The organism is Synechococcus sp. Cruz-7E5 (assembly GCF_024345995.1).
GTDB lineage: Bacteria > Cyanobacteriota > Cyanobacteriia > PCC-6307 > Cyanobiaceae > Regnicoccus_A.
In genome coordinates this window covers 54,259-78,613 of the sequence record NZ_JAGQCE010000014.1, presented here as the reverse complement: position 1 = coordinate 78,613, position 24,355 = coordinate 54,259, and the positions used below count along the sequence as shown (strand labels likewise).

The 24,355-nt window shown below is 64.3% G+C and carries 29 protein-coding genes; 19 read left to right on the top strand and 10 right to left on the bottom strand.

The window, feature by feature from the left end; genetic code table 11:
* Positions 1-227 precede the first annotated feature (227 nt).
* The 11 genes from KBY77_RS13740 (at position 228) to KBY77_RS13690 (ending at position 13,084) form a co-directional block, all read left to right on the top strand.
* Positions 228-413: a hypothetical protein gene (locus KBY77_RS13740; RefSeq protein ID WP_255105554.1), complete on the top strand. Its 186-nt coding sequence runs from the start codon at positions 228-230 to the stop codon at positions 411-413.
* A gap of 25 nt (positions 414-438) precedes the next feature.
* Positions 439-3,789 carry an FkbM family methyltransferase gene (locus KBY77_RS13735; RefSeq protein ID WP_255105552.1) on the top strand — a complete coding sequence of 1,117 codons (3,351 nt, stop codon included), beginning with the start codon at positions 439-441 and terminating at the stop codon, positions 3,787-3,789.
* 107 nt (positions 3,790-3,896) lie between these two features.
* A complete protein-coding gene (locus KBY77_RS13730; RefSeq protein ID WP_255105550.1) occupies positions 3,897-4,307 on the top strand; it encodes a type II secretion system protein in 411 nt (136 codons plus the stop codon).
* Between the two features lie 176 nt (positions 4,308-4,483).
* A complete protein-coding gene (locus KBY77_RS13725; RefSeq protein WP_255105548.1) occupies positions 4,484-6,055 on the top strand; it encodes a class I SAM-dependent methyltransferase in 1,572 nt (523 codons plus the stop codon).
* A gap of 93 nt (positions 6,056-6,148) precedes the next feature.
* On the top strand, positions 6,149-6,751 hold the full coding sequence (locus tag KBY77_RS13720) for a class I SAM-dependent methyltransferase (RefSeq protein WP_255105545.1): 603 nt from the start codon (positions 6,149-6,151) through the stop codon (positions 6,749-6,751).
* 572 nt (positions 6,752-7,323) lie between these two features.
* On the top strand, positions 7,324-8,898 hold the full coding sequence (locus tag KBY77_RS13715) for a class I SAM-dependent methyltransferase (protein ID WP_255105543.1): 1,575 nt from the start codon (positions 7,324-7,326) through the stop codon (positions 8,896-8,898).
* Positions 8,899-9,122: 224 nt separating this feature from the next.
* Complete coding sequence (locus tag KBY77_RS13710; protein WP_255105540.1) at positions 9,123-10,787, top strand: hypothetical protein; 1,665 nt, start codon at positions 9,123-9,125, stop codon at positions 10,785-10,787.
* Positions 10,784-11,416, top strand: a complete 633-nt coding sequence (locus KBY77_RS13705) for a type II secretion system protein J (RefSeq protein ID WP_255105538.1) — start codon at positions 10,784-10,786, stop codon at positions 11,414-11,416. Before KBY77_RS13710 ends, KBY77_RS13705 begins: the two co-directional genes overlap by 4 nt.
* On the top strand, positions 11,365-11,952 hold the full coding sequence (locus KBY77_RS13700; RefSeq protein WP_255111897.1) for a prepilin-type N-terminal cleavage/methylation domain-containing protein: 588 nt from the start codon (positions 11,365-11,367) through the stop codon (positions 11,950-11,952). The genes KBY77_RS13705 and KBY77_RS13700 overlap by 52 nt, the downstream gene beginning before the upstream one ends.
* An 8-nt stretch (positions 11,953-11,960) precedes the next feature.
* Positions 11,961-12,533: a type II secretion system protein J gene (locus KBY77_RS13695; RefSeq protein WP_255105519.1), complete on the top strand. Its 573-nt coding sequence runs from the start codon at positions 11,961-11,963 to the stop codon at positions 12,531-12,533.
* A gap of 365 nt (positions 12,534-12,898) precedes the next feature.
* Positions 12,899-13,084 (top strand): hypothetical protein, encoded by a 186-nt coding sequence (locus tag KBY77_RS13690; RefSeq protein WP_255105517.1) that lies wholly within the window; start codon positions 12,899-12,901, stop codon positions 13,082-13,084.
* A 37-nt stretch (positions 13,085-13,121) separates the two neighbouring features.
* Here the strand turns inward: KBY77_RS13690 and KBY77_RS13685 are convergent, their stop codons facing one another.
* The 5 genes from KBY77_RS13685 to KBY77_RS13665 form a co-directional block, all read right to left on the bottom strand.
* Positions 13,122-13,778: a hypothetical protein gene (locus KBY77_RS13685; RefSeq protein ID WP_255105513.1), complete on the bottom strand. Its 657-nt coding sequence runs from the start codon at positions 13,776-13,778 to the stop codon at positions 13,122-13,124.
* Between the two features lie 5 nt (positions 13,779-13,783).
* The gene (locus tag KBY77_RS13680) at positions 13,784-14,341 is read right to left on the bottom strand and encodes a GspH/FimT family protein (RefSeq protein WP_255105510.1); all 558 of its coding nucleotides are present in this window, start codon (positions 14,339-14,341) and stop codon (positions 13,784-13,786) included.
* On the bottom strand, positions 14,338-14,778 hold the full coding sequence (locus KBY77_RS13675) for a hypothetical protein (protein ID WP_255105597.1): 441 nt from the start codon (positions 14,776-14,778) through the stop codon (positions 14,338-14,340). Before KBY77_RS13675 ends, KBY77_RS13680 begins: the two co-directional genes overlap by 4 nt.
* Positions 14,775-15,323 carry a hypothetical protein gene (locus KBY77_RS13670; RefSeq protein WP_255105595.1) on the bottom strand — a complete coding sequence of 183 codons (549 nt, stop codon included), beginning with the start codon at positions 15,321-15,323 and terminating at the stop codon, positions 14,775-14,777. The genes KBY77_RS13675 and KBY77_RS13670 overlap by 4 nt, the downstream gene beginning before the upstream one ends.
* 106 nt (positions 15,324-15,429) lie before the next feature.
* Positions 15,430-16,581: an ATP-binding protein gene (locus KBY77_RS13665; RefSeq protein ID WP_255105507.1), complete on the bottom strand. Its 1,152-nt coding sequence runs from the start codon at positions 16,579-16,581 to the stop codon at positions 15,430-15,432.
* 62 nt (positions 16,582-16,643) lie between these two features.
* On the opposite strand from KBY77_RS13665, the gene KBY77_RS13660 reads away from it, so the two are divergent.
* The gene (locus tag KBY77_RS13660; protein WP_255105504.1) at positions 16,644-16,811 is read left to right on the top strand and encodes a type II toxin-antitoxin system VapB family antitoxin; all 168 of its coding nucleotides are present in this window, start codon (positions 16,644-16,646) and stop codon (positions 16,809-16,811) included.
* Here KBY77_RS13660 and KBY77_RS13655 read toward each other — a convergent pair.
* The 4 genes from KBY77_RS13655 to KBY77_RS13640 all read right to left on the bottom strand — a co-directional run bounded on the left by KBY77_RS13655 (position 16,805) and on the right by KBY77_RS13640 (position 18,525).
* Complete coding sequence (locus KBY77_RS13655) at positions 16,805-16,990, bottom strand: hypothetical protein (protein ID WP_255105502.1); 186 nt, start codon at positions 16,988-16,990, stop codon at positions 16,805-16,807. The genes KBY77_RS13660 and KBY77_RS13655 overlap by 7 nt on opposite strands.
* Positions 16,991-17,047: 57 nt before the next feature.
* A complete protein-coding gene (locus KBY77_RS13650; RefSeq protein ID WP_255105500.1) occupies positions 17,048-17,677 on the bottom strand; it encodes a Uma2 family endonuclease in 630 nt (209 codons plus the stop codon).
* A gap of 66 nt (positions 17,678-17,743) precedes the next feature.
* Entirely contained in the window at positions 17,744-18,145 is a 402-nt protein-coding gene (locus tag KBY77_RS13645; protein ID WP_255105497.1) for a type II toxin-antitoxin system VapC family toxin, read from the bottom strand.
* Positions 18,142-18,525 (bottom strand): FitA-like ribbon-helix-helix domain-containing protein, encoded by a 384-nt coding sequence (locus KBY77_RS13640; protein ID WP_255105495.1) that lies wholly within the window; start codon positions 18,523-18,525, stop codon positions 18,142-18,144. Before KBY77_RS13640 ends, KBY77_RS13645 begins: the two co-directional genes overlap by 4 nt.
* On the opposite strand from KBY77_RS13640, the gene KBY77_RS13635 reads away from it, so the two are divergent.
* The gene (locus KBY77_RS13635; RefSeq protein WP_255105493.1) at positions 18,524-18,673 is read left to right on the top strand and encodes a FitA-like ribbon-helix-helix domain-containing protein; all 150 of its coding nucleotides are present in this window, start codon (positions 18,524-18,526) and stop codon (positions 18,671-18,673) included. The genes KBY77_RS13640 and KBY77_RS13635 overlap by 2 nt on opposite strands.
* Before the next feature lie 52 nt (positions 18,674-18,725).
* Entirely contained in the window at positions 18,726-18,920 is a 195-nt protein-coding gene (locus KBY77_RS13630; RefSeq protein WP_255105491.1) for a hypothetical protein, read from the top strand.
* A 118-nt stretch (positions 18,921-19,038) separates the two neighbouring features.
* Here the strand turns inward: KBY77_RS13630 and lepA are convergent, their stop codons facing one another.
* On the bottom strand, positions 19,039-20,847 hold the full coding sequence (gene lepA, locus KBY77_RS13625) for a translation elongation factor 4 (protein WP_255105488.1): 1,809 nt from the start codon (positions 20,845-20,847) through the stop codon (positions 19,039-19,041).
* 197 nt (positions 20,848-21,044) lie between these two features.
* Between lepA and KBY77_RS13620 the strand changes: the two genes are divergently transcribed.
* The 5 genes from KBY77_RS13620 to rseP all read left to right on the top strand — a co-directional run bounded on the left by KBY77_RS13620 (position 21,045) and on the right by rseP (position 24,355).
* On the top strand, positions 21,045-21,293 hold the full coding sequence (locus KBY77_RS13620) for a type II toxin-antitoxin system Phd/YefM family antitoxin (RefSeq protein WP_255105468.1): 249 nt from the start codon (positions 21,045-21,047) through the stop codon (positions 21,291-21,293).
* Complete coding sequence (locus KBY77_RS13615) at positions 21,284-21,538, top strand: Txe/YoeB family addiction module toxin (RefSeq protein ID WP_255105466.1); 255 nt, start codon at positions 21,284-21,286, stop codon at positions 21,536-21,538. Before KBY77_RS13620 ends, KBY77_RS13615 begins: the two co-directional genes overlap by 10 nt.
* 55 nt (positions 21,539-21,593) lie before the next feature.
* Positions 21,594-21,851, top strand: a complete 258-nt coding sequence (locus tag KBY77_RS13610) for a NifU family protein (RefSeq protein ID WP_094555736.1) — start codon at positions 21,594-21,596, stop codon at positions 21,849-21,851.
* Positions 21,852-21,916: 65 nt separating this feature from the next.
* Positions 21,917-23,209, top strand: coding sequence for a serine--tRNA ligase (gene serS / locus KBY77_RS13605; protein WP_255105463.1), 1,293 nt, complete (start codon positions 21,917-21,919; stop codon positions 23,207-23,209).
* A gap of 57 nt (positions 23,210-23,266) precedes the next feature.
* The gene (gene rseP, locus KBY77_RS13600) at positions 23,267-24,355 is read left to right on the top strand and encodes an RIP metalloprotease RseP (protein ID WP_255105461.1); all 1,089 of its coding nucleotides are present in this window, start codon (positions 23,267-23,269) and stop codon (positions 24,353-24,355) included.

Below are 24,355 nucleotides of genomic sequence, written 5' to 3'. Positions count from 1 at the left end.
CAGGAACATTTGGCAGCTTGAAATGGCTGATTCACTGGTCGCTGTATAAATGTGTGTGCGAGCAGCCTACGCGCCTCTAGCTGGCAGCATTCGCATCGAGCCTGCAGTCTGCTTTTTCAGGAGTCCCCAAATAAGCACCGGTTTGGGTATGGCCAGCCCCGAATTCATGCAGTGCAATCCTCAGTAGGCAGTATGGCGATGGTAAGCGGGGCGATGAGATACCCAATGTGCTCGCCACCCGAGAAGACCGGCCGGAAGACATCCACCGCCCCAAACGGGAACTGAAGGCAGAAACAGCCGCTACCGAGGCTCGCGTTCGGCAGCAGGAGGCGGCAGCCGCCGAGCCAGAGGCCGCCGAAGCCACTGCCAGCGGCGACCCTTCCCTGGCGCCCGCCTTCAGAGGCGAGACCTAGCCTGCTTCCAGAACTCCTCGGTTCGATGAACCACTCCCTGCCCACCATCACCCTCGAACTGGTGGAAGGCACCCAGGTAGTTGTGCCAGATCCGCTCGATCAGATCACGACCTACGTGCTCCAGGAGCAGGGCGACTGGTTCGAGGACGAGATTCGTTTCCTCCGCTGCCTGATCCAGAAGGGCCAGACGGTGGTAGACATCGGAGCCAACTACGGCGTTTATGCCCTCTCGCTGGCGCGGCGGGTGGGGCCGCAGGGACAGGTGTGGGCCTTCGAACCCGCTTCGGCCAAAGCAGAGCTGCTGGAGCAGAGCATCATCTGCAATGAACTGAACTGCGTGCATGTGGTGCGGCAGGCCATATCAGATCGCCAGGGGACAGCCTGCCTGGATCTGGAGGGCCAGGCGGAGCAGAACAGCCTCGTGCTCCTAGACCCCAAAGACTCAGCAAGGCATCGAGAAACTAGTGAGGAAGTACCGCTCACCACACTGGATGCATGCCTGGAAAACTATGGCTGGCAGCAAGTGGAACTGCTCAAGATCGATGCTGAAGGTGAGGTGGCGCAGATCTTGGCAGGAGGGAGTCGTTTCTTCCGGGAACAATCACCCCTTGTGATGTTCGACGTGAAGGCGGACGGGGAGCTTCACCTGGAGCTGGTGGAACGGTTCAAAGCCCTCGGCTACCAATGCTTCCGGCTGGTGCCGGGTCTCAACGCGCTGATGCCCTTCGATCCCACGGTGGGAGTGGACGGCTACCTGTTCAACCTGTTCGCGGCCAAGCCTGATCGGGCCATAGCACTGGCGGCTGGTGGCTGGCTGTTGAAGACGGCCACGCCGCAGGCGCCCGAGGCCGCCGATCTGGAGCCCTACCACTGGAGCAGGACACTGGCCACCCTGCCCTACAACCAAGCTCTAGCCCCTCTCTGGCATCAGCGGCACACACCTACCGACGACAACGCCACCAGCCCTTCTGCCAACGATCCGCTGGCGCTCTGGAGCTTTTCCACAGATGGCCGACAGCCCCTCGATCGCCGCCTTGGCGCCTTGCAGCGCAGCTACCGGCTACTGCTCGAACAAACCAGCCCCAACGGCCCCCTGCCCCGCTGGGGAAGCCTCGCGCGGGTGGCACTTGCTCTCGGGGAGCGCACGATGGCCGTGCGGGCCTTGGGCCATCTGATTACGGCGCTGGAAGAAGGGATGGAGCCCGATCTGAGCGAGCCCTTCTTGCCACCGAGTGAACGCTTTGACACAGTGAATCCTTACGGGCGCTTCACTCCATGGCTTGCGTCGGCGGCACTGGAAGCCGATGAGCTGCATGGGGCCTATTCCGGCTTCTATGTGGGTGAGCCAAGCCGCGGACGCCTGGAACGGCTGCTGGAACTGGGCTTCTCCGCAACGGAAGACGCCATCGCCCAGCGACGGCTCCAGTTGATTGAGCGTCGCTTCCCCCGTCTGCCGCGGGGCTCACCCGAGCAGGCACGGCGCAACGAGTCCCAGCTGACCCTCAGCAAACAGGCATGGGAAACCCTGCAGAGAGGGAAGGCCACGGAGGCTTGGGAAGTGCTCCAGCAGGCACGCCAACTGGGTTTCGACTGTCCATCATCGCTGCACTACATCGCCAAATCCCTGGTTGACCTCGGCCGCACCTCCGAGGCCATTGCCCTGTTGCAGCGGGCAGTGGAAATGAAACCCGACGACGCCTCCTTGCTGGTGGAGCTGGGCCTCACCCTCCGGCGAGCGGGACAGGCGCAGGCCAGCGAGGCACTGCTGCAGCAGGCCGTCCTGCTCTACGGGTTGGTGCTGTCGAGTCGTGAGCCGACATCGGCGGATTTCACCAACCTTGCCATCGCCTACGACGAACTCGGCGACCGAGACAACGCCCTCGCCTGCCTCGAGCAGGCCCTGGAACGGGATACAGACAATGAATCGGCCCTGTTGAGGAAGGCATCCATCCTCGGCAAGCAGCCCGATCGCCACGAGGAAGCCATGGCTATATGGGCGCCCATGCTGGCGAGCGAGCAAGGCCACCTCGGTGCGCTGGCGCAGACCATCGTGCTGAGGATCACGCAGGGCGAACTCACAGAGGCCAGAAGGCTTCTCGAGGCACTGCTCGCCGCCAACCCCCACTCCAGCCATGCCCATCACCAGTTGGCCTTCGTGAACTCGATCTCCGGAGAGACGGCCGTTGCCGACCATCTCGCCCATCTGCGCAGCTACTGGGCTCAGCTGCTCTCTGAGCGAACGGCACAAGCCGGCAGTGCGTCGGCTCTCGCCCTGCCGCCCACCCAGGGGCGGCTGCGGGTAGGAATTCTCTCCGCCGAGATCGGTGATCACGTGGTAAGCCTGTTCCTAGAGCCCTTCCTGCGCCACTACGATCGCCAGCTCCTCGAGGTGGAACTGGTCGAGTTAAGGGAACACCACACGCCCTGGGCCGATCAGCTGCGAGCTCTGGCCGATGCGGTGATTCCCCTCGCCGGCCTTGATCAGGAGGAAGCGCGCCGCCGTATCCGCAGCCGCGCGTATCACGTGCTCGTGGAAACCTCCGGATTCACCTCCGACAGCGGCATAGAGCTGCTTGCAGAACGCTGCTCCCCGGTACAGTGCCACTATGCGGGGTTCCACGCCAGCACAGGCCTCGACACGATCGACTGGTTCATCGGCGACGAGCTCACCGCTGCGCCGGAGCTTGCTGACCAGTACGTGGAAGGGTTGTGGCGCCTGCCACGGGTGTGGCTGGCGAGCCGCAGACCGCCGGACCTTCCCGAAGCCCTCACCTTCCTGAGTGGCACGACACCAGTACTTGGTTCATTCAACCAGTTCGGCAAGGTTCGCGAGGAAGCTCTGGAATACTGGGCTGAAGCCTTGCGTCTCACCCCTACCAGCGAACTGCACCTCAAGAGCGTGAGCAGCGATTCGGCTGCACCCCGCAACCGCATCCGGCGCGAACTGGAGCAGCGAGGCGTGAATCCTGCCCGGGTGCGATTCCTGGAGCGCACCAGCAGCTACTCGGATCACCTCCGCTGCTACAACGGCATCGACATCGCCCTCGACGCCACCCCCTGGGCCGGCGCGACCACCAGCTTCGAGGCCCTGGCAATGGGTGTGCCGGTGGTTGGGATCCTCGGCGGTACAACGGCCGGCAGGATGACGTGCGCGATCCTGCTCGGCCTAGGACGCTCTGACTGGATTGCCAAAACCCCCACTGAGTTTGCCCGCATCGTGCAGGAGCTGGCCGGGGACATGGCCAGCCTTCGCTCCGCCAAGGCCACCTTGCAGAACCAGGTGCTGGCCAGTGCCCTGTTCGACGGGCCCGACATGGCCCGCCACCTACAGGACGCCTTCTTGTCGATGGCCCGCCAGCGTGGCCTGATCAGCTGAACGCCCTATCGACAACTTCTTAGCCAATTCTCAACCCTTCCACCGCAAGCACTTGCCCAAAAGCCCCCAGGAGAGCTGTTAAATGGAAACATCCTTTATCCATCGCCATGTCTGCTTCAACCTATCGGCAGCGTCTGGTCCTGCAACTGTTGAACCAACGCCAGCGCCGCTCCGGTTCAGCCGACCAAGGGTTCACCCTGATCGAGCTCTTGGTCGTGATCGTGATCCTTGGGGTGCTCGGAGGCGTCGGCTATGGAGCTTATGTAGGCCAGTTGTCCCGCGCCAACCAGAACACCGCCCGCGTTGCTGTCACGGCGGCGGCAAAGAATTGTGCCGCCTTGCTGGCAACGGCAGAGCAATCTTCTTTCGTGGCTGGTGTGGACGGCACTCGAGTTAAGTTCAGTGGCACCTGTGCTACTGGTGCTCAGACCTTCAACGTCACGGCTGGCGAAGGCACGAACTCGCGCTCTGCCTCCGCCGCTATCGACGCCGCTGGCGCAGTTATTCCTGGTGCTTGATTCCGACTGAAGTCGATGGCCGGGCTCTTGCAGCTGCTCGCTGGAAGGAAGCCCGGCTTTCATTCAGGATTTGCTCACGATTCTGGCGGCCCTCCCGGCCGTTTTTTTTATGGCGAGGGCCCTGAGGCACGGCACTCGCCCCTGCCATCCTGACCTCACCGGATTGAGCAACCCCGATGAGCTGGGACCACGGCTACTACTCCCATGCCGCCTACACCAGCGGCTTCTACCGGGAGATGGCGCCCGGCTGGATCGATCTGGCCTGCCTCATCAAAGATTTTGCACCCGGTCGACCCAGCGACGGTGCTGCCTTTCGCTACCTGGATCTGGGCTGCGGCACTGGCTACGGCCTCTGTCTGCTCGCGGCCCTTCATCCAGAAGGCGAGTTCACCGGGGTCGACTTCCTCCCCACCCACATTGCCCAGGCGGAGCGCCTCGCCGCGGAGCTGCAGCTCAACAACGTGCGTTTCCTGGAAGCCGATTTCCTGGTCCTTGCTCAGAACGTGTCCCCGCTGGCACCCCCAGGCGCCACCGCCCCCCGGTTCGACTACGTAGCCGCCCACGGCGTGGCCACCTGGGTGGTGGAGCCGGTGCAGCAGGCGCTGTTCGCCACCGCCGCCGCCTCTCTGCGGCCCGGAGGCCTTTTCTACTGCTCCTACAACTGCTTTCCCGGTTGGCTGGGTCGCACCGCCCTGCATCAGCTGGTGAGCGTGGAACGGCAGCGCAGCGATACCGCCGTTCCTCTGGAACCCATTCAGAAAGCCTCAGCAACGCTGGCCTCCCTGCTGGGCGATGCCGATACACCCACAACTCTGGCGCAGGCCTGCCCTGGGCTCCGCGCCGACTTGGCACTGTTGAAGCAGTTCCCGCCCCTCTATCTCAGCCAGGAATACGCCAACGACGGCTGGCAGCCCCTCTACGTGCAGCAGCTACACGAGCGCTGCCGAGCCCACAAGCTCACCTACGCCGCCACGGCGCACTTCTCCGAACTCTTCCCCCAGCTGCTGCCCGAATCGCTCCGGGAGGTGCTGAGCCAGGAAGCCAACCCCACCGTGCGCGAGCTGCTGGTCGATCTGGCCACCAACAAATGCTTCCGCCGCGACATCTTCGTGCTGGGCGAGTGCCGCCTCAGCCCAACCGCCAGGGAGGAGCGGCTGGCTGCCCTGCAGGTGCGCTTGCAGGATGCCCCACCCCTGGAGAACTACGTGTTCTCAGCGAGCTATGGGGATGTGACCGGTGAGCCGGAGGCCTACCGCGCCCTGGAGGTGGCCTTGGCCGATGGACCCCAGCCGCTGGCTGCCTTGATCGGCGTGTGGCCGCAGGATCCGGAAGCCCTGATCACCCAGGTGGCGCTGCTGCTCGCTGCCGGCCGGCTGGGGCTGGATCGCGGCGCAGCCGGCGAGGCCGCCATCGGCACCTGCCAGCGCGTCAATGGCACGATTGCGCGGCTGGCCAGCGAGGGAGAGGGCTATGGGTCACTCGCTGCTGCCCGTGTGGGCCAGGCCATCAGCGTGCCGTTGCGCGAGCAGTTGCTCGCCAGCGGCCTCCACCAGGGGCTCGGTGGCGAACTCCTCGCCAGCTGCGTGCAGGCCAGCCTCAGCACACTCGGCTTTGAGGTAGTGCTGGATCCCGAGGGACAGCCCGTTTCCGATCCCCAGCAGCAGCTGAGCCTGCTGGTCGAAGCCGCAGACGTTTTCGGCCGCGAGCGGCTGCCTCAACTGAAGGCCCTTGGGGTCTACCCGCTCTGATGCCACCCAGGGCCCGATCCGCCAGCATCCCTGCAGAGCCGAGCACCCCGGATGAGCCCCCCCACCTGATCCCACGGCTACTTCGCCGACGACGTGTACACAGCCGGGTTCTTCCGCGAAACGGCGCCGAACAGGCTGGATTTTGCGGCGCTGGTTCAGGGCGCGGCACCGCCCAGGCAAAGGGAAGGGGAGCCGTTCCGGTACCTGGATCTGGGCTGCGGCATGGGCTTTGCCATCGCTCTGCTGGCAGCCCTCTATCCGGAGGGGGAGTTCGTGGGGATCGACTTCCTGCCCCACCACATCGCCCATGGCCGAGGCCTGGCGCGTCGGCTGGGGCTCAGTAACCTGCAGCTGCTGGAGGCCGATCTGCTCGATCTGCAGGGCGATCCCGCCGCTCGGCGGGCGCTGCTGGGCGCTGAACCCTTCCACTACGTGGTGAGCCACGGGGTGGCCACCTGGGTGGTGGAGTCGGTGCAGCAGGCCCTGCTGGCGGTGGCGTCCGCCTCGCTGGGCCCGGGAAGCCTCTTCTACTGCTCCTACAACACCTACCCCGGCTGGCTGAGCCGCACAGCACTGCAGCAGCTCATCAGCCTGCAGCGCCGCCGCAGTGACCCCAGTGATCCCGAAGTGCTGAACATGCCCTTCGGGCACTTGTTCCCCGGGCATGGTGGGCCTGAGAGCCTCGGCCGGACGTAACGTTCCCCAGTAGAACAGGAAAATCATCATCTGGAACAGGGATTCCCGGTCTGCACGCCGTGATCGAAATTCTGTTCATCCTGCAGCTGGCGCTAATCGTCATCGTTGTTTCAGGGCCGGCTTGGAAAATGCTGATGCGCCGGATGAAGGCATGAAGGGTGCCCTGCGGAAATCGATTCTGCTGGTGCTGGGCTTTGGCTAGATCCTTGTGACGCTGATCAGTGTGCCGATCCACAGGAATTCTGCTTTCTCAGCACTCCCAGTGGGGCCTCTCCTCATTTTTAACTCGACCTGGATATTTCTGCGGGTGGACATCGCGAGCAGAAGCCGATCCCCATGGTGCTTGGCTCATTTTATACAATGATATGGATCTTTCATGGCTTCATAGTCTGCAATCTCATTTCTCGCTATTGGTATGTTTCTCCTGTTGTCCAGCTGTAGGCGGAACTGATCTTCGAAATCCTGCTTCAGCACGCCGCTACGGTTTATCTGATCCGTTGGGCTCGGTTCGCGCTGTGAAGCCTCATGGATCGATCGCCATCCTGGCGGTATCCCACCTCTGATCCAGCCTGATGGAAACCACCTGGAGCCACGGCTACTACCCCAACGCCCTGTACACCTGCGGCTTCTACCGCGAGATGGCGCCCAACTGGCTGGATTTCGCGGCGTTGATCAAAGGCCACCGGCCGGTGCGACGGGAAGGGGAACCATTCCGCTATCTGGAGCTGGGCAGCGGCATGGGCCTGCACCTCTGCATCCTGGCTGCCGCCTACCCCGAAGGCACATTCGTGGGGGTCGACTTTCATGCCGATCAGATCGCCCACAGCCGCCAGCTCGCGGCTCAGCTCGCCCTGGCCAACATCACGTTCGTGCATGGTGATCTCATCGCACTGGCGGATGGCAGCGCCAGCGGTGAACCGCCATTCGATCGCCATGCACGCTTCGGGTATGTGGTATCCCATGGGGTATACAGCTGGGTTGCTCCCCGGGTGCGCGAGGCCCTGCTCACCGTGGCAGCCGGCGCCCTGGCGATCGGCGGTCTCTTTTATTGCTCCCACAACACCCTGCCCGGCTGGTACACAGCTTCAATCTTCCAGCACCTCGCCGAGCACGAGCGACGTCGCAGCGATCCCCGCGATCCCCTCACCGCCTACCGCACTACCGCCAAGCGGCTGGCCGAGCTAGCCGATCCCGAGGCAGAACTGCTCTCCCCGCTGGCGCGGGCCTATCCCGGTCTTGCCGCCACGGTGAATGAAACGCTGCACACCGATCCCCACTACCTGCTGCACGAATACGCCAATGCCGGCTGGGAACCTCTCTACGTGGACGACGTCCATCCCCGTATGGCTGCCCACCAGCTCCGTTACATCGGCAGCGCCACACTGCCGGAACAATTCCCCAACCTGCTGCCGCCTGCTATTCAAAAGGCTGCCGGCGTTGATCTGGCCCATGGGCCAGATGAACTGATGATTGACATCGGCACCAACAAACGCTTCCGTCGCGATCTCTTCGTGCATGGCTTTCAGCCACTCAGCAACAGCGATCTCAGCGAGCTCCTCGGGGCAACCATGGTGGTGAGCACCACCTTTCAGCCGCTCGGCTCCTTCCGCTACACCACAAGCTTCGGCGAGATCCAGCCCGATGCCAATGCCCTCGACACGGTGATCAGCACGCTCGCGGCAGGAGCAGCTTCCCTTGGCGACCTTGCTACCACGCTCGGGCTTAACCCCTACCACACCGCAAGCCTGCTGGCCCTGATGATCCAAGCAGATCAGGTTGCCTTGCAGCGCCCTAAGGCAGTTGAAGCGGAAGCCGCCCGCTTCATCACCGCCCAGCTGGGGCTGATCACAGCCGGTGCTCCCTATGGATTCCTGGTGGCACCCTCCGTCGGTTCTGCGGTGCCCACCTCCCCAATTGAAGCGGCCCTGCTGCAGGCCCACCAGCTTCGACTCGATGCCTCTGCCTGGCCCAACCACCTGCTAAGCGCACTCGAGCGGATGGGTAAGGCGCTCCAGCCAGGCACTGGAGACGCGGGCAGTGCCAACGTCGACAAGCTGGCCCTCGCCAATGCGGCTGTCAGCCATTTCGAAACGGAGGGAATCAAAAAATTCCGGGTGCGAGGAGTCGTGACGGGCCCTTCCAGCTAGGTTGGAATTACAGAGACAAGACTCCTTTTGATAAGTACGGAAGGAGCCACAGGATCCTGACCAAGCGTGATGGCACACCGATGAACCCATTCGCTCGCAGCCGGCGCAAACTGTTCAACAGCCAACCCAAAAGGCAACGGCAAGCTTCCTTCCTTCAGCGCCTCCACAACCGGGCCCGCGCTTCACAGGCCGGCTCGTCCCTCCCCTATGCCCTGATCATCGCCTTGGTGGTGCTGATCACAGGTCTGGCTGTGGCCTCCCGCACCCTCAGTGGCGTCTACAGCGCCGTGTTCCAGCAGGACAGCCGCCGATCCCGCGAAGCTGCCGAACTTGGCATCAACCGGATCGTTGCTGAACTCAACCGCGAACGCAACCGTGGCCTGCTGGCTACGAACCCAGCTGCGGGAGGGTTCTGGACCCAGGCTGAGGCCGACGCCAGCAAAAACGCCTGCGCAGTGCGAGCCAATGTCAGCAGCCGGCCCACCAGCATCGATCTCAACCTCATCCGCTCCGGCGGTGTGCCTGGAACCACCACCGCAAATCCGATCATCTACGTGGCCGACGACGGAACCCTCACCGCCGATACGGACAATGCGATCGACGCCACACGACCGGCCAACCAGCGCTACGCCTATCAGCTGGTAACGAGCCAGGCTGACAACACCATCCGCGTGAATCCGATCGCCGGACCTGATCCAAATCCAGCCAGTGCCACCTTCGGCCAGTTGAATCAGGTCGGGGCAATTAATCTCCAGGTACGCGGCTACAGCTACAACAATGGCCGGCTGAGTGGCTCGGTCGTGGTGGATCAACAGCTTGAAGTGCTGCCGAAATGCTGCGGCCGTTCTCTCGCACAATTCGGCAACGATCTGCGCTCCTGCACGGTGGGCACGGGTCCAGGCTTTGGCTTCCTGATTGGTGTCGGCGAAAATACGGTTGGCGATGCCGATCTCAATGGCTCGAAGTCCGAACTCGACAACGGCACAACTCCGATCAATCCGGTCGTCTGCCTTGGAACAGCAGGTACCACCTGCCCTGCAGACGTCTCGGTTGGATCCACAACTGTGCCGGTTGTTTCGGTACTCAGGCCCGCCAGTTTTCCTGACGTAGAGATTTGGCCAGCTGCACTGGGAGCTGCCCCCACACCGGGCACACTCACAACCTGCAAAAAAGATAGCACTGGATGCTCTGCTACTGCAGGAGCATTCCGCACAGAAACAGGATCAGGCTCCAACACATTAACTACCATCAATGTCAATACAGCCACCTCCGCCAATCTACCAACCTACTGCAAATCAAGCGCCAACGATCCTTCGGCTGGCATAAATACGATTCACTGCAACCTTACAGAGCTTGCTATTGATGGCGACATTGCTGTAAATACATCCGCATCAAGCCGCCTTAAGTTGTATTTTTCGACAGAGGGGAATAAGGTGACGTCGTCGGGATCAAGCCAGCTCAGGCACGTCAATCAAACATCAGGAGCCACTGATGCGCAGAAAGTCTTGCAGCTGCAAATGTTTGGCTGCCGAGAAGCCGCTTCTCCCTCGAAAGGCTGCGTCGGAGATGCATCTAATACTGACGTACAGTCGTTGACACTGAACGGCAACAGTGGCACTGCCGCAGATCCTTACTTCCTTTATTTTCCACTCGGCAACTTTACCTTCAATGGCGGTGGCGGCACCGGCGACCAATTCAACGGAGTTCTATGGGCAAATGTAATTCAAGGGAACGGAAATGTTCAAATTAATGTGCCCGGCTCCGGCGTCAATGCGATCCTCTCTCAATACGGAGTGGTTGATAGCTCAGGCACTGGAGTAGACGAACCCCTTCTCTGGGATTACGTCACCAGAGCGGTCCGGAGTTTCAGATTGCTGCCAGGATCATGAAAATCTCTAGCCGGCGAATATTAAAGCACCTTAGGACCACGTATCACAAGGATGCTGGCCTAACCTTCCTTGAGGTTATCGTGGCAGTGCTGATCCTCTCGATCGTCTCGATCGGCACGGCAGGGCTGATCAGCTCCTCATCACGGCAAGTCACCCGCAGCGGCGACATTCAACAACTCAACGCCCTCATCGAAAGTGATCTGTCCGCAGTACGCACGGCCAATGATCGACTGGTGTGCACCAACGGCACCTGCGCGATTAGTGGCACCGACCCCACCCGAACGGAATACTTCCCCGCTGTGGCTATATCTACAGCACCCACTTCCGCTGAGCAAATTAACATTAATTTCTTCGAACGGCGTTGTGGGTATCGCGCTAATGATGGCACCTTCAACGTGAATGAAGGATTCGCCACTGCCCTCGTTGGCCTGTTGCCTGTCGCGGACGCTAGGTTAGTGCGCACCGTTATCCCCGAAGGCTCGGGCCATCGCTACCGGGTGCGGTACACCCGGGCCGGAGGGGATAACACCATCCTGCGGCAGGTCACGCTGGTCCCCGCCACTGTGGCTTGGTGCCCATGCGTTCCATCACTCAACGACCAGCCCTGCCCTCTGACCGGCACCGAATGACCAACAAAACCGCTCGGGGTTTCACGCTCATCGAACTGCTGGTGATCATCCTGATCCTTGGCGTTTTCGGTGCAATTGGAGTCGGCGCGATCCTGGTGGAATTGCGTGCCGCCAGGGTTCAGAGCGCCGCCGAAGAACTCTCGGGCTGGCTCGTGGCTGTCCGGCGTGCCTCCGAGCGCGGGATTCCCTGCACAGTCTCAATCCCGAACACCAACCCCGTTACTGGAACCACCAATGTGGCGACTGCAGTTGCTGACTCGGGCACCATCACCAACAACTGCCTATCTGCCGATCCGTTGCGCTTCAGCTCTGGAAATGGGCAGGCCACCTACGCAGTAGCGTCCACTGTCAACCAGTTCGTATTCACCCCGCGGGGCACGATCTGCGATTCAGACGCCAACCTTCCCTGCACCCTAGCCACACCAATCGCGGTCACCATCAATGCCGTAGAAGGCGGGGCGATCGTTGGCAACCCTCGGCGGGTCTGTATCCGGCCGCCTCTTGGGCTGATCGAAGTCGCCGCAGCATGTCCATGAAATCCGCCATGACATCCCCGCTGCATCGGCTCCGTTCCAGTTACAACCACTCCAGAGGAAACGGTGCAGCAGGCTTCACCCTCATCGAGGTGTTGGTGGCCGGCGCGATCGGCCTCCTCGTCTCCCTCGGTGGCCTGGCTGTATGGCAAGGGAACCTCCAAGCCACCACCAGCCTGCTGCGCGGGCAGGCCCTTCGAGATAACTGGGGCAGGGTGAACCTGTTCATTAACGCCGACATCATCGAAGCTTGCAGCGCCTCGAGCGCCGGTGGGGTGCTCACCCTCCGCATCAAGCGTCTGCCAGCAGGGGTGTGCACCGTCAACGGGGATGTAGTAACGGTCACCTATCAAGTGGCCGGAAATGTGCTCCAACGCACCGGCCCGCCCATCCAGCGAAATGGCACCCTCAACTTGGATGGCAACGCAACCACTGAAAATCTCGTGGCAGGAGCCACTTTCGATCCCGCTTGCACAACCGCCTTTCAGCCCTGTTTCGAACTCACGCTCACCAGCGGCACTACCACCTTCACGGACACAGGCTTCGCCAGCGCCGGACGAGCTCGCGTTCGTGCCTATCCGTGAGCCGCACAGTTATCGGTCCGTCAGTGTGCAACGGGCTCGCAGCACTGCTGATCACCCTCCAGTTCGGCTGTCAGCCCAGCGGACCAAGGGTGTCCGAGCAGGGCCGGGAGGTCTGCCGCCAAGAAGCTGCAGCCGTCGGTCTTGTCACAGCTACAGCTGTCAGCCGGCAGAAGGAGTGCCTCCGCACCATCGATCAGCGCCTCGAACAGGAACGGGCTGGGCAGGCCCGGATCGCTGAATCGGCAGCCGAGCCTGTCATTGAGCCACCCCCCGCGTCTCCTGGCGGGCGATATGTGTACTGCACTACCCATCGGGGGGAGGTGAAGGCAGCTAACGATCGGGTTTCGTCCACCCTTGGACCCTGGATGTATGCCAATGCCAATCAGAAGCCCGGCGACCCTGAGTATGAACAAGCCAAGCGTGATTACGAGCAAGCTTACTCAAACCTCGAGATCCTGATCCCACCCGAGATGCGCGCAGGCCTCCCCCTCCTTCCCGACGCCGCACGGTTATTCAGCACCTGCGAGAGTAAGGATTTCTTCTCCGAATGATCGGCCCAGTCCGGTTAACCCACAGGCATCCCATCGATCAACCTGCTGCAGCCACCACCGCGGTGTTCAGCCGCCGCTCCCTGCCACCTGAGAAGTGCAGACTTTGCTCCAACCGCAGCGCCACCAGCTGGCTGGCCGGCTCCAGACAGGCCGAGAACGGCAACGAGGCCGAGCCGTTCAGCGGCACCCCGCCCGCCAGACCGCCGCAGCCGCTCCAGGCCGTGGCGCTGGCAGCCAGCCGGTCGATCACCACCCTGCTCTGAAAGGCCACGTTGGAATTCACGCCGCCATCGATCCCGTAGGCCGGCCCGCAGCGCACCAGCACCCGTCCCTCCCAGATGCCGCTCGGGGCCGCACCCACCGAATAGGTGATCACGGCGCTCCCAGCCTGAAGGCGTATGCGCAGCTGCAGCACCGGCGTGCGGCCATTCAGCCCGCAGCTCACCGGCTCCAACGCCTCTGCAGGGCTCACCACCGCCGTGGCCAGGTCCAGATCAGCGCGGATCAATGCCAGCGCCCGCCGCTGATGGCTTCGTTCCCGCAGCAGTCGCGTGAAGCGCTGGGCGTTCTGCCCTTCGCCGATCAAAGCCTGCATCACCAACCCGCTCAGGCTGAGGCCCAGGCTCAGCGCCAGCAGCAGGTCCACCAGCGAGAAGCCGGCCGCCGCCTGGCTTGGTCGAATGCGTTGCCTCATTGGTTTCATAGCGATGGATCCGGCCTGCAGGCCGTGCTGTCGGGCGGTCCGGCCGCCGCGCCCTCGTAGCGGCCGAGCCGCACGATCCCCAATGGCAGCGCCAGCACCAGGCAGCGGCGCAGCTCCGTGCCACGGCCGCTCACCACCACCGTGCCACCGTCCAGCACCAGGCCGTTGCTGCTGAAGCGCAGCGCCTCCGCCAGGTTGTGGCGCAGCTCCACCGCACCGGCATCCGCCGCACTCGTCCCCTCACTCAGCGCCATCACCGCCCTTGCACAGGGCACGAGTCCATCTGCCGCCGGTTCCTCCCAGCCCAGCTCGCCCAGGCTCAGGCCACAGGGCTGTCCGCTCCGCTCCGCTTCGGCACGGCCGCGCTCAAGGCCAAGCGCCAGCCGCCGCGTGGCCGCCTCCACCCGCTGCCGCGCCAGCGTTTCGCCGCCGTTCATCAAGCCCAGTGCTGCCAGCAGTCCCAGCACCGCCACGGCCACCAGCAGCTCTGGCAGCGTCAGCCCGGCCGCTTCCGATCGCTGGGGGATGCCGAGCCGATGTGTGGTGGGTCTCATGCCTTCACCTCGGGGTCGCCGTTGTCGGGCAGGCCGGGCACGCACAACCCGTGAGCGGCGGGGCTGAACAGCCGCCGCCGCTCGATCCGCTGGGCAGCAGCAGCAGCCACCAGCCAGAGCGCCGCCGGTTCAGCCGGCTCCAGCCGTTGCTCCAGGCCCGCCGGCAGGTCCGCGGCCATCCCCGCCAGCTGCTCACGCATCCACTCGGTGGCGGCCGGGCAGCTCATCGCCGTCGCTCCGCCTTCACTCCACTTCTGTGCAGCAGCTCGCCGCAGTCCCCGCTCCCGCCGCAGCAGATCAAGGTCGACGCGCTGGAGCGCCTCCTGCCGCTCCTCCACCCGCCGGCTCCAGGCCATGCTCTGGCCCCACAGCTGCGCCGAGAAACCACTCGCCAGCGCGAACACCACCGAGGCCACCAGCACCTCCACCAGATTCATCGCCCCATCCCCCGCAGGCTCACCACATGCAGCACCGGCATCGCCGGCTCCACCAGCGCCACCGCGAGCGCATAACGGCGTGATCCGCCCGCTCCGGTTCCGTCCAGCTCCAGCCGCAGCGTTCCCTCACGCCCGGCGCCGGCCACCGCCTCAGCGGGTGGTCGCCACTCCAGCAGCCGGTAGTTCTCGCCGCCCACCTGCCCTGCAAGCAGGGGTGCCGGATCGAGATCGCTCGGGCAGCCCGGCACCGGCTGGATCCAGGCCGCCGAGGCCACCGGCAGCAGGCAGGCGTGATCACCGCTCAGCTGGGCCGCCACCCGCTGCGCCGCTGAATCCAGCGCATCCTGCCGCTGCCGCTGCTCCAGCTCCGCCGCCGCCAGATGGTTGCCGTGCAGCGCCGCTGTCTGCACCGACAGGCTGGTGAGCAGCAGCACCATCGCCGCGCCGAGCGACAGCGGCAGCAGGAAACCGGCCTCCGCCTCCGGCGCTCGTCTGCGCCAGATCCCCAGGGCCCGACAGCGTCGAGCCGTCCATCGAACCGCCATCAGCGGACTCCTCGATCCACGACCCCCCAAGCGTTCCCAGCCGGGGGCGTGGTGCGCCCCGGTTCAGGCGTGGCTGGGCGCTGGCTTCAACAAACGTTGCATGGGCTCAAAGCAGCGACTGATTCGGCGTCAGCCTCCGCAGAAAGGAGTCGCACGGCAGACAGAGGATCCCGTCGATCCTGAGCACCTCTGCGCCCAGATACAGCAGGGCAACACTCGCTTCCGGATAGTCGGCCTGGAACGCCCGCAAGCCATGAAGATCGCGGCCGCTCACCTGGCGGCTGCGTTTCACCTCCAGGGCCACGAAGGTGCCGGGGCCGTAGATCACGAAGTCCACCTCCCGACCCGCCCGCGTGCGCCAGAAGAACAAGCGATCTCCTTCCCTTCGGTAGGCCAGCCAGGCCCGCAGGTGCTGGGCGATGAGCCCCTCCAGGGCCAACCCTTCGATCTCCTCGGCGCCATCCAGTGGCCCGGCAGGCCGCAACGAGCGAAACACGCCGGCGTCAAAAAAGAAGAACTTTTCATGGGCCACCAGCTGCCGCTTGGCGCGCCGGCTGAACACCGGCACACGGAAGGCCAGCAGCAGATCCTCGAGGATGCCCAGATAGCCCCCCACCGTTTTGCGGCTCACCTGGCACTCGCGCGCCACTTCAGAGAGATTGAGCAGGGAGCCATGCGAGAAGCTGATCGCCTCCAGAAACCGGGCGAAGGCGCCCACATCCCGCACCATCGCCTCCGCCTGCACCTCTTCGCGCAGGTAAAGGGAGGCATAGGAGCGGAGTGTGTCTCCCGGCTCGGCGGCTTCCCAGACCAACGGCACCAGCCCGATCCGCAGCGCCTCCTCCAGGCGAAAGGCGTCACCCAGCTCCGCCGCCATGAACGGATGCAGGGAAGCCTCCACCAACCGACCCGCCAGCAGATTCCAGCTGCCGCGCCGTAATTTGCGGGCGCTGGATCCGGTGAGCACAAAGCGCAGCTGGGGCTGCTGCTCCACCAGGGCATGCACCACATCCAGCAGCGCCGGCACCTTCTGGACCTCATCGATCACCACGGTGGTGCGGCCAGGCTCCGCCGCCAGCCGCTCACGCAGGCGTTCGGGCCGTGCTTGATGCAGCCGCTGCGCTTCCGGATCGAGCAGGTCGAGCCAGAGCGCTTCCGCCTGGGTCTGGCGCAACCAGGTCGACTTGCCAGTCCCGCGCGGCCCGAACAGGAAGAAGCTGCCCGCTGGCGCCCTGAAAAATCGCCCTACCGCCGCCAAAAACGCAGCCGTTCTGGAGTTTGCGTCGCCATTTTTGCATTCATTTGGCGTTCTGCTCAGGCTTGGGCGCCGCGGGCGGGGCTCAGCGGCTCAGTGGCATCAGCGAGCGCACCCAGCTGGTCCGCGAAGCACTCAAAGCCCTCGTGCAACGCGAAAGCGCCCGCCGGCTTGCCGCCCTCGGTGGTTCCGAGCCCCAGCTCGAAGCCATCCCGCGTCGCCTGGCCTATTGAGTCAGCGTCGCCGCCAGCTTCGGGTTCCACTGGGGGAGGCTCTCCCACTCCCGGCGGCTGTAAACGAGCAGTTCGGTGGCGAGCGGAAGATCGGCCGTGTCCCAGGGGCGCAGGCGTTCCCAGATCGGCAGCTCGCACTGCCGCAGCACCAGCAGCGGATCCAGGTCGCTGCCTGGCACTGGGCCAGCGCAGCACGGACCCACTCGATGATCGCTGTGGCATGGAACAGGCCCTGCTCAAACGTCCCAGATCGGAGCAAGATCCACCACAAGGCCCGCGAACAGCTCGCCACCATCGAGCTCCTTGGCGTCGTCGTGGCGCTCAGGGGTGGAGGCGGCCCCGGCGCGCCAGATCTCCACGACTCTCTCCTCGGGCAGCAACAACCAGCCCAGCTGCGTCCCATTGGCCTGATAGGTGTCCATCTTCTGGCGCAGAGCCCGCACGCCGCGGGGGCCCTGATCCGAGGCGCTGGCCAGTTCCACCACCAGATCCGGGCAGAGGGGCGCGAATCCACGGCGCTGCTCCGGGGTGAGGGCCTGCCAGCGATCGAGGCGCACCAAGGAAGCATCGGGGCTCAGCACCGAGCCATCAGGCAGGCGAAATCCGCTGGAGCTGTCGAACACCTTCAGGGGCAGGCCACTGCGGCGAACCGCCCACCAGAGCAACGCACCGAGGGCCTGATTGCGAGCGCCGGTTTCGCTGCCGGTGGGGGTCATGGCGATGAGGCGGCCATCGGCCATCAGTTCAAGCACCGCATCCGGATTGGCCTGGCACACCAGCTCAAACTGATCGGCGTTGAGCCGTAGGTCCCAGGGCAGCTGCAGCGGCTGCACACCAGGTGTCGGGCTTGGAGGTGCCAGCGTCATCAGCCGTCCGCTTGCAGAACTCAATCGTAACGAGATCGGCCAGGCCAGGCCGCAAGCCCTGCTGATTCAGGAGGTGGCTTGAAGCAGGGGATGGGCCAGATCAGGGAAGGCTCTCAGCACAGCGCGGTCCGCCGTGATCAGCGGTGTGCCCAACTGTTGAGCAGCGACCACGAATTCACAGTCGTAAGCACTGCAGCCACTGGTGGCCGCCAGCCGGAGCACAGCGTCAGAACACACCGGTTCCTCATGTCGAATCACCAGGTCTTCTGCCTGCTGCTGCAGGCTGAGCACTTGATCGAGGCTCAGGTCGCCTCGCCGCAGGTATCCGCTCAGCACGTTGCGCCATTCACTGCGCCACAACGGCGGAGCCGCCCAGTTGGGTTGATCGATCAGCAGGGCTTCAGCCAGTGCTGTCTGCGGGCCGGGCAGCAGCAGATCGGCCACCACGTTGGTGTCCACAGCGATCACGGGCGGCCCTCACGCTTGAACGCGTCGCTGTCGGCGGGGGCAAAACCATTGCGCGGCAGGGTCTCGCGTAGTGCACGAATGGCCGTCAGGCGTTCCTCCGTCGCGGCTGGTGCCAGCGTCAGCCCAGCTTCCAGGCACACGATCGCCTCGCTGTTGAGGCTGCGGCGATGCTGCCTGGCCGCAGCGCTCAGGCGGGCGTGGAGTGCGTCCGGCAGGTTCTTGAGGGTGAGGCTCTTGGCCATGGCAGCCACCAGTTCATCAATGCTGCAACCATTCTGCAACCGTTTTGGTTGCGGTGGGCTTCGCTGGCGCATGAACGGGTGCCATGGAATCGCAATAACGTCGCTGCCAGTAGTCGATAGCAATCCCAGAAGTGCCATGGCGCAGCTCCTGATACGGCAGCTGGATGATCAGGTGGTGGCCGCGCTCAGGGCCCGCGCCCGGGCTCAGGGCCTCTCCCTGGAGCAGAGCCTGCGCAACCTCCTCACCGACGCCGCCCTGATCCGCGAGGAATGGGACAGCCGCTGAATCCGGCCCTTGGCTGGTGGACGCTTCGGTTGCATTCGGCTGGTTTGTCGCCGTGCCTGGCTCCGCAAACGCCGCCCGCCTGCTCAATGCTGGACCCGCCACCCTGCGACTGGCACCAGATCTGGTGCTGGTGGAACTGCTGAACGCGGGTTGGAAAAGTCTGCGGCTGGGGGCGATCACCTCCGAACAGTTCCAGGTGTTGGCGAATCGCGCCGCCGAACCGTTCACTGGAACTCGATCACCCTGATCACGGCCGATCAGCGGCTGCTGCGCAAGCTCCAGCAGCAGCGGCCGGGTCTCCCCGCCGCCCTCAACCTGGCTGATCTCACGGATTGAGCGTCAGGCCCACGGTTTATGCGCCCGCCCTACTGATTCAGCTTCAGCACCGCCATGAAGGCCTCCTGGGGCACGTCCACCTTGCCCATCGCCTTCATGCGCTTCTTGCCCTTGGCCTGCTTCTTCAGCAGCTTCTTCTTGCGGGAGATGTCGCCGCCATAGCACTTGGCCAGCACATCCTTGCGGATGGCACTGATGCTTTCGCTGGCGATGATGCGGCTGCCGATCGAGGCCTGGATCGGAATCTTGAACTGCTGCCTGGGGATCAGTTCCTTCAGCTTCTCCACCAGCCCCTTGCCCACGTTGTAGGCCTTGTCGCGGTGCACGATCGTGGTGAGCGGATCGGCCTTCTCGCTGTTGATCAGCACATCGAGGCGCACCAGTTCGTTCTTGCGATAGCCGATCAGGCTGTATTCCATCGAGGCATAACCCTTGGTGCGGCTCTTCATCTGATCGAAGAAATCCGTCACCACTTCCGCCAAGGGCATCTCGTAGTGCAGCGTCACCCGGTCGGTGGTGATGTACTTCATGTCGATGAACTCACCGCGCCGCTCCTGGCAGAGCTCCATCAGGGCACCGTTGTAGCTGTTGGGCGTGTAGATCTCCAGCTTCACATAGGGCTCCTCGATCGATTCACGCTTCTGTGGATCCGGCAGGGTGGCGGGATTGTCCACCATCAAGGTGCTGCCGTCGATCATGTTCACCTGATAGATCACTGACGGCGCCGTCACGATCAGGTCAAGGTCGTACTCCCGCTCCAGCCGCTCCTGCACGATCTCCATGTGCAGCAACCCCAGGAAGCCGCAGCGGAAGCCGAAGCCCATGGCACTGCTGGTTTCCGGCTCATACTTCAGCGCCGCATCGGAGAGCTGCAGCTTGTCGAGCGCGTCGCGCAGATCGGGGTACTGATCGGCGTCGGTGGGGAACAGGCCGCAGAACACCATCGGTTTGGCTTCGGCGTAACCCGGCAGCGGCTCTGCCGCCGGATTGGCTGCCAGGGTGATCGTGTCGCCCACCCGGGCATCGGCCACCGCCTTGATCGAGGCCGCCATGTAGCCCACCTCACCGGCATGCAGGCTGGGCACCTGGCGCTGGTCAGGCGCCATCACCCCCACCTCATCGAGCTCCACGGTCTTGCCGCTGGCCATCAGCAGCACCTTGTCCTTGCGGGCGATCACTCCGCTGATCACCCGGAAATAGACGATCACACCCCGGTAGGGGTCGTAATAGGAATCGAAGATCAGCGCCCGCAGCGGCTCGTCGACCCGATCCGCCGGCGGCGGCACCCGCTCCACCACCGCTTCGAGGATCTCGGGAATGCCCAGGCCGGTCTTGGCGGAGCAGGCGATCGCTTTGGTGGTGTCGAGGCCGATGATCGCTTCGATCTCCTCCTTGATGCGCTCGGGATCAGCGCCGGGCAGATCAATCTTGTTGAGCACCGGAATGATCTCCAGATCATTCTCCAGCGCCAGGTACACATTCGCCAGCGTCTGCGCCTCCACCCCCTGACTGGCATCCACCACCAGCAGCGCACCCTCACAGGCCTGCAGGCTGCGGCTCACCTCATAGGAAAAGTCCACATGGCCCGGCGTGTCGATCAGGTTGAGGATGTAGCGCTCGCCGTCGGCCGCGGTGTACTCCATCCGGGCGGCCTGGAGCTTGATCGTGATCCCCCGCTCCCGCTCCAGTTCCATGTTGTCGAGGAACTGAGCCTGCATGTCGCGCGCCGCCACGGTGCCGGTGTCCTGCAGCAGCCGATCAGCCAGGGTCGATTTGCCGTGGTCGATGTGGGCAATGATGCAGAAATTGCGGATCCGTGAAACGGGAACGTCGGTCATTGCGTCGGGGAAGCCCGTTCAGGGAAGCCAGTGGACCAATCCTAGGAATCAGGGGGCTGGGGCCCAGCGCCGGACCCACCAAGGCGCAACCTGCGGCTGTGGAACAACGATCACGGACCTCAAACCGACATCGTCGCCAGATCCCCAATGCCACGTACAGTAATGCGTACAGGAAACTCAGGTTCGGCATGGATGCCATGTCTTACACAGCCGTCAGGGCGAACCTGGCTCAGACCATGCGACAGGTCTGCGACGACCATGAGCCGCTGATCATCACGCGTCGTGGGGAGCCCGCCGTGGTGATGCTGTCTCTCGATGATTTCAAAGCCATGGAAGAGACCGCCCACCTGCTGCGCTCCCCCGCCAATGCCCAGCAACTGCTGGAATCCATCGCCGCCCTGGGCACCGGCGCCGGCGAGGTCCACGAACTCCTCTCGTGCGACTGATCTTTGCTCCCAAGGCTTGGAAGGACTACCTCCACTGGCAGGAGCATGACCGCAGGATGCAGCAACGCATCAACCAACTGATCGAAGCGATCCGCCGTGAGCCCTTCAGCGGCATTGGCAAACCCGAGCCGCTGAAGCACGCCCTGGCGGGCTGGTGGTCCCGGCGAATCGATGGCGAACACCGGATCGTCTACCGCATCGAAGCGGGCGATCTTCTGATCGCTCAGCTGCGCTACCACTATTGAAACCAGACGCCCGTCAGGACTCCTCTCTACAGTCAAATCATCTCCATGAGACCCCATGAGCACCGACACCGTCAACGACCCCCGCGCCCTCACGATCGAGAACGTCGAGCGGGTGCTCGATGAACTGCGCCCCTATCTGATGGCCGATGGCGGCAACGTCGAGATCGTCGAGATCGACGGCCCCACCGTCAAGGTGCGTCTGCAGGGCGCCTGCGGCAGCTGCCCCAGCAGCACCATGACCCTCAAGATGGGCATCGAGCGCAAGCTGCGCGAGGCCATCCCCGAGGTGAACGAAGTCGTGCAGGTGCTCTGAGCCCCTCCCACGCGGCCTGCTCCAGCGCCGGTCCGTAGGCTGCACGCGCCTTTGCACCTGGAGCCGTGCTGGATCAGCGCCTGCTGCGCGACAACCCCGAGCTGATCGTCGAGCAGCTCGGGCGTCGAGGCATGGCTCTCGATCTCACGGCCCTGCAGTTGATCGCCCGCCAGGAACGCGATCTCGAGCAGCAGCGCAATGATCTGCAGGCCGAAGGCAACCGCATCGGCCGCCAGGTGGGCGAGCTGATCCGAGCCGGTGAAGGCCCCCACAGCCCCGAGGTGCAGACCCTGCGCGACCGGGGCAACACCATCAAGCAGCAGGTGGCGGTGCTCGAGGAGGAGGAGAAAGCCCTCGAAGTCCGCCTGCGCGAGCAGCTGCTCGCCTTCCCCAATCTCCCCTCCCCCCTCTGCCCCGAGGGTGCCGGCGAAGCCGAGAACGTGGAACGGCGGCGCTGGGGCACGCCCCGTCTGCCGGATGCCGATCAAGCTCCCCTCGAGGAGCACTGGCAGATCGCCGAACGCCTCGGCCTGATCGACAGCGAGCGCTCGGTGCGCATCGCCCAGAGCCGCTTCGTGACCCTGCTCGGAGCGGGCGCCCGGCTTGAGCGCGCCCTGATCAGTTTCATGCTCGATCAGCACAGCCGCCGCGGCTACCGCGAAGTGCTGCCGCCGATCCTGGTGAACAGCGCCAGCCTCACCGCCTCCGGCCAGCTGCCCAAGTTCGCCGAGGAAAGCTTCCGCTGCGCCGACGACGACCTCTGGCTCACCCCCACCGCCGAGGTGCCGATCACCTCCTTCCACCGCGATGAGCTGATCCCAGCCGAACAACTGCCCCTGCGCTACGCCGCCTACACCCCCTGCTTCCGCCGTGAGGCCGGCTCCTACGGCCGCGACACCCGCGGCCTGATCCGCCTGCACCAGTTCAACAAGGTGGAGTTGTACTGGTTCTGCCACCCCGATCAATCCGACGAGGCCCACGCCCAGCTCACCGCCGACGCCGAGGCGATCCTGCAGGCCCTGGAGCTGCCCTACCGGGTGATCGAGCTCTGCACCGGTGATCTGGGCTTCTCAGCCGCGCGCACCTTTGATCTGGAGGTGTGGCTGCCGGGTGCAGGCGCCTATCGGGAGATCTCCAGCTGCAGCACCTGCGGTGATTTCCAGGCGCGGCGCGCCTCGATCCGCTTCAAGGAGGGCAAGAAAACCCGCCTGCTGCACACCCTCAACGGCAGTGGCCTGGCGGTGGGCCGCACCATGGCCGCCCTGCTCGAAACCGGCCAGCAGGCCGACGGCAGCGTGCGCCTGCCCCAGGCCCTGGTGCCCTACATGGGCTGCGATCGCCTCACCAGCGAAACCTGAAGCGAACGCCCCACGCCTGAAAGCCCCAGAATGGCTGTCTTGCGCAACACAGCCTGAATGGGCGTTCTCACGGCACTGGCGATCCTGGCGGGCCTGATCGTGGTGCACGAAGCCGGCCACTTCTTCGCGGCCACCTGGCAGGGCATCCGCGTCAGCGGCTTCTCGATCGGCTTCGGGCCGGCCCTTCTGCAACGCCAGCGCCGCGGCGTGCAGTTCGCCCTGCGGGCGATCCCGCTCGGCGGATATGTGTCCTTCCCCGACGACGACGAGGACAGCGGCATCCCCAGCGACGATCCCGACCTGCTGCGCAACCGGCCCCTGGCCCAGCGCGCCCTGGTGATCGCCGCCGGGGTGATCGCCAACCTGCTGCTGGCCTGGGCTGTGCTGTTCGGTCAGGGCTTGGTGGTGGGCGTGCCCGCCGGCTTCAGTGCCACCCCCGGCGTGCTGGTGGCCGCGGTGCAGCCGGGCCAGGCCGCCGCCGCCTCCGGCCTGATTGCCGGTGATCGCATCCTCAGCCTCGGGGGTGTGCCGGTGGGTGGTGGCTCTCAGGCCGTGGTCGATCTGGTGGCCGACATCCAGCAGGCACCCGAGCGCACCCTGCTGATCGAAGCCGAGCGCGGCGGTGAAGCCCTCAGCCTGCGGCTCACCCCATCCGACCGCGACGGCATCGGCCGCATCGGCGCCCAGCTCCAGCCCAATGGCAGCGAAGTGTTCCGCCCCGCCAAAGGCCCCCTGGAACTGCTCGGTCAGACCAATCGCGTCTTCGTGCAGCTGATCCGCCGCACCGTCGATGGCTTCGTGGCCCTGGTCACCCACTTCGGTGAAACCGCTCCCCAGGTGTCGGGGCCTGTGAAGATCGTCGAGATGGGCGCCAGCCTGGCCCGCCAGGGCGGCAGCAGCCTGTTCGTCTTCGCCGCACTGATCTCGATCAACCTGGCGGTGCTCAATGCCCTGCCCCTGCCCCTGCTCGATGGCGGTCAGTTCGCCCTGCTCCTGCTCGAAGGCCTGCGTGGCCGCCCCCTGCCCGACCGCCTGCAGCTGGCCTTCATGCAATCGGGCTTCCTGTTGCTGATGGGGCTGAGCGTGGTGCTGATCGTCAAGGACACCAGCCAGCTCTCGGTGGTGCAGCAACTGCTCGGCCGCTGA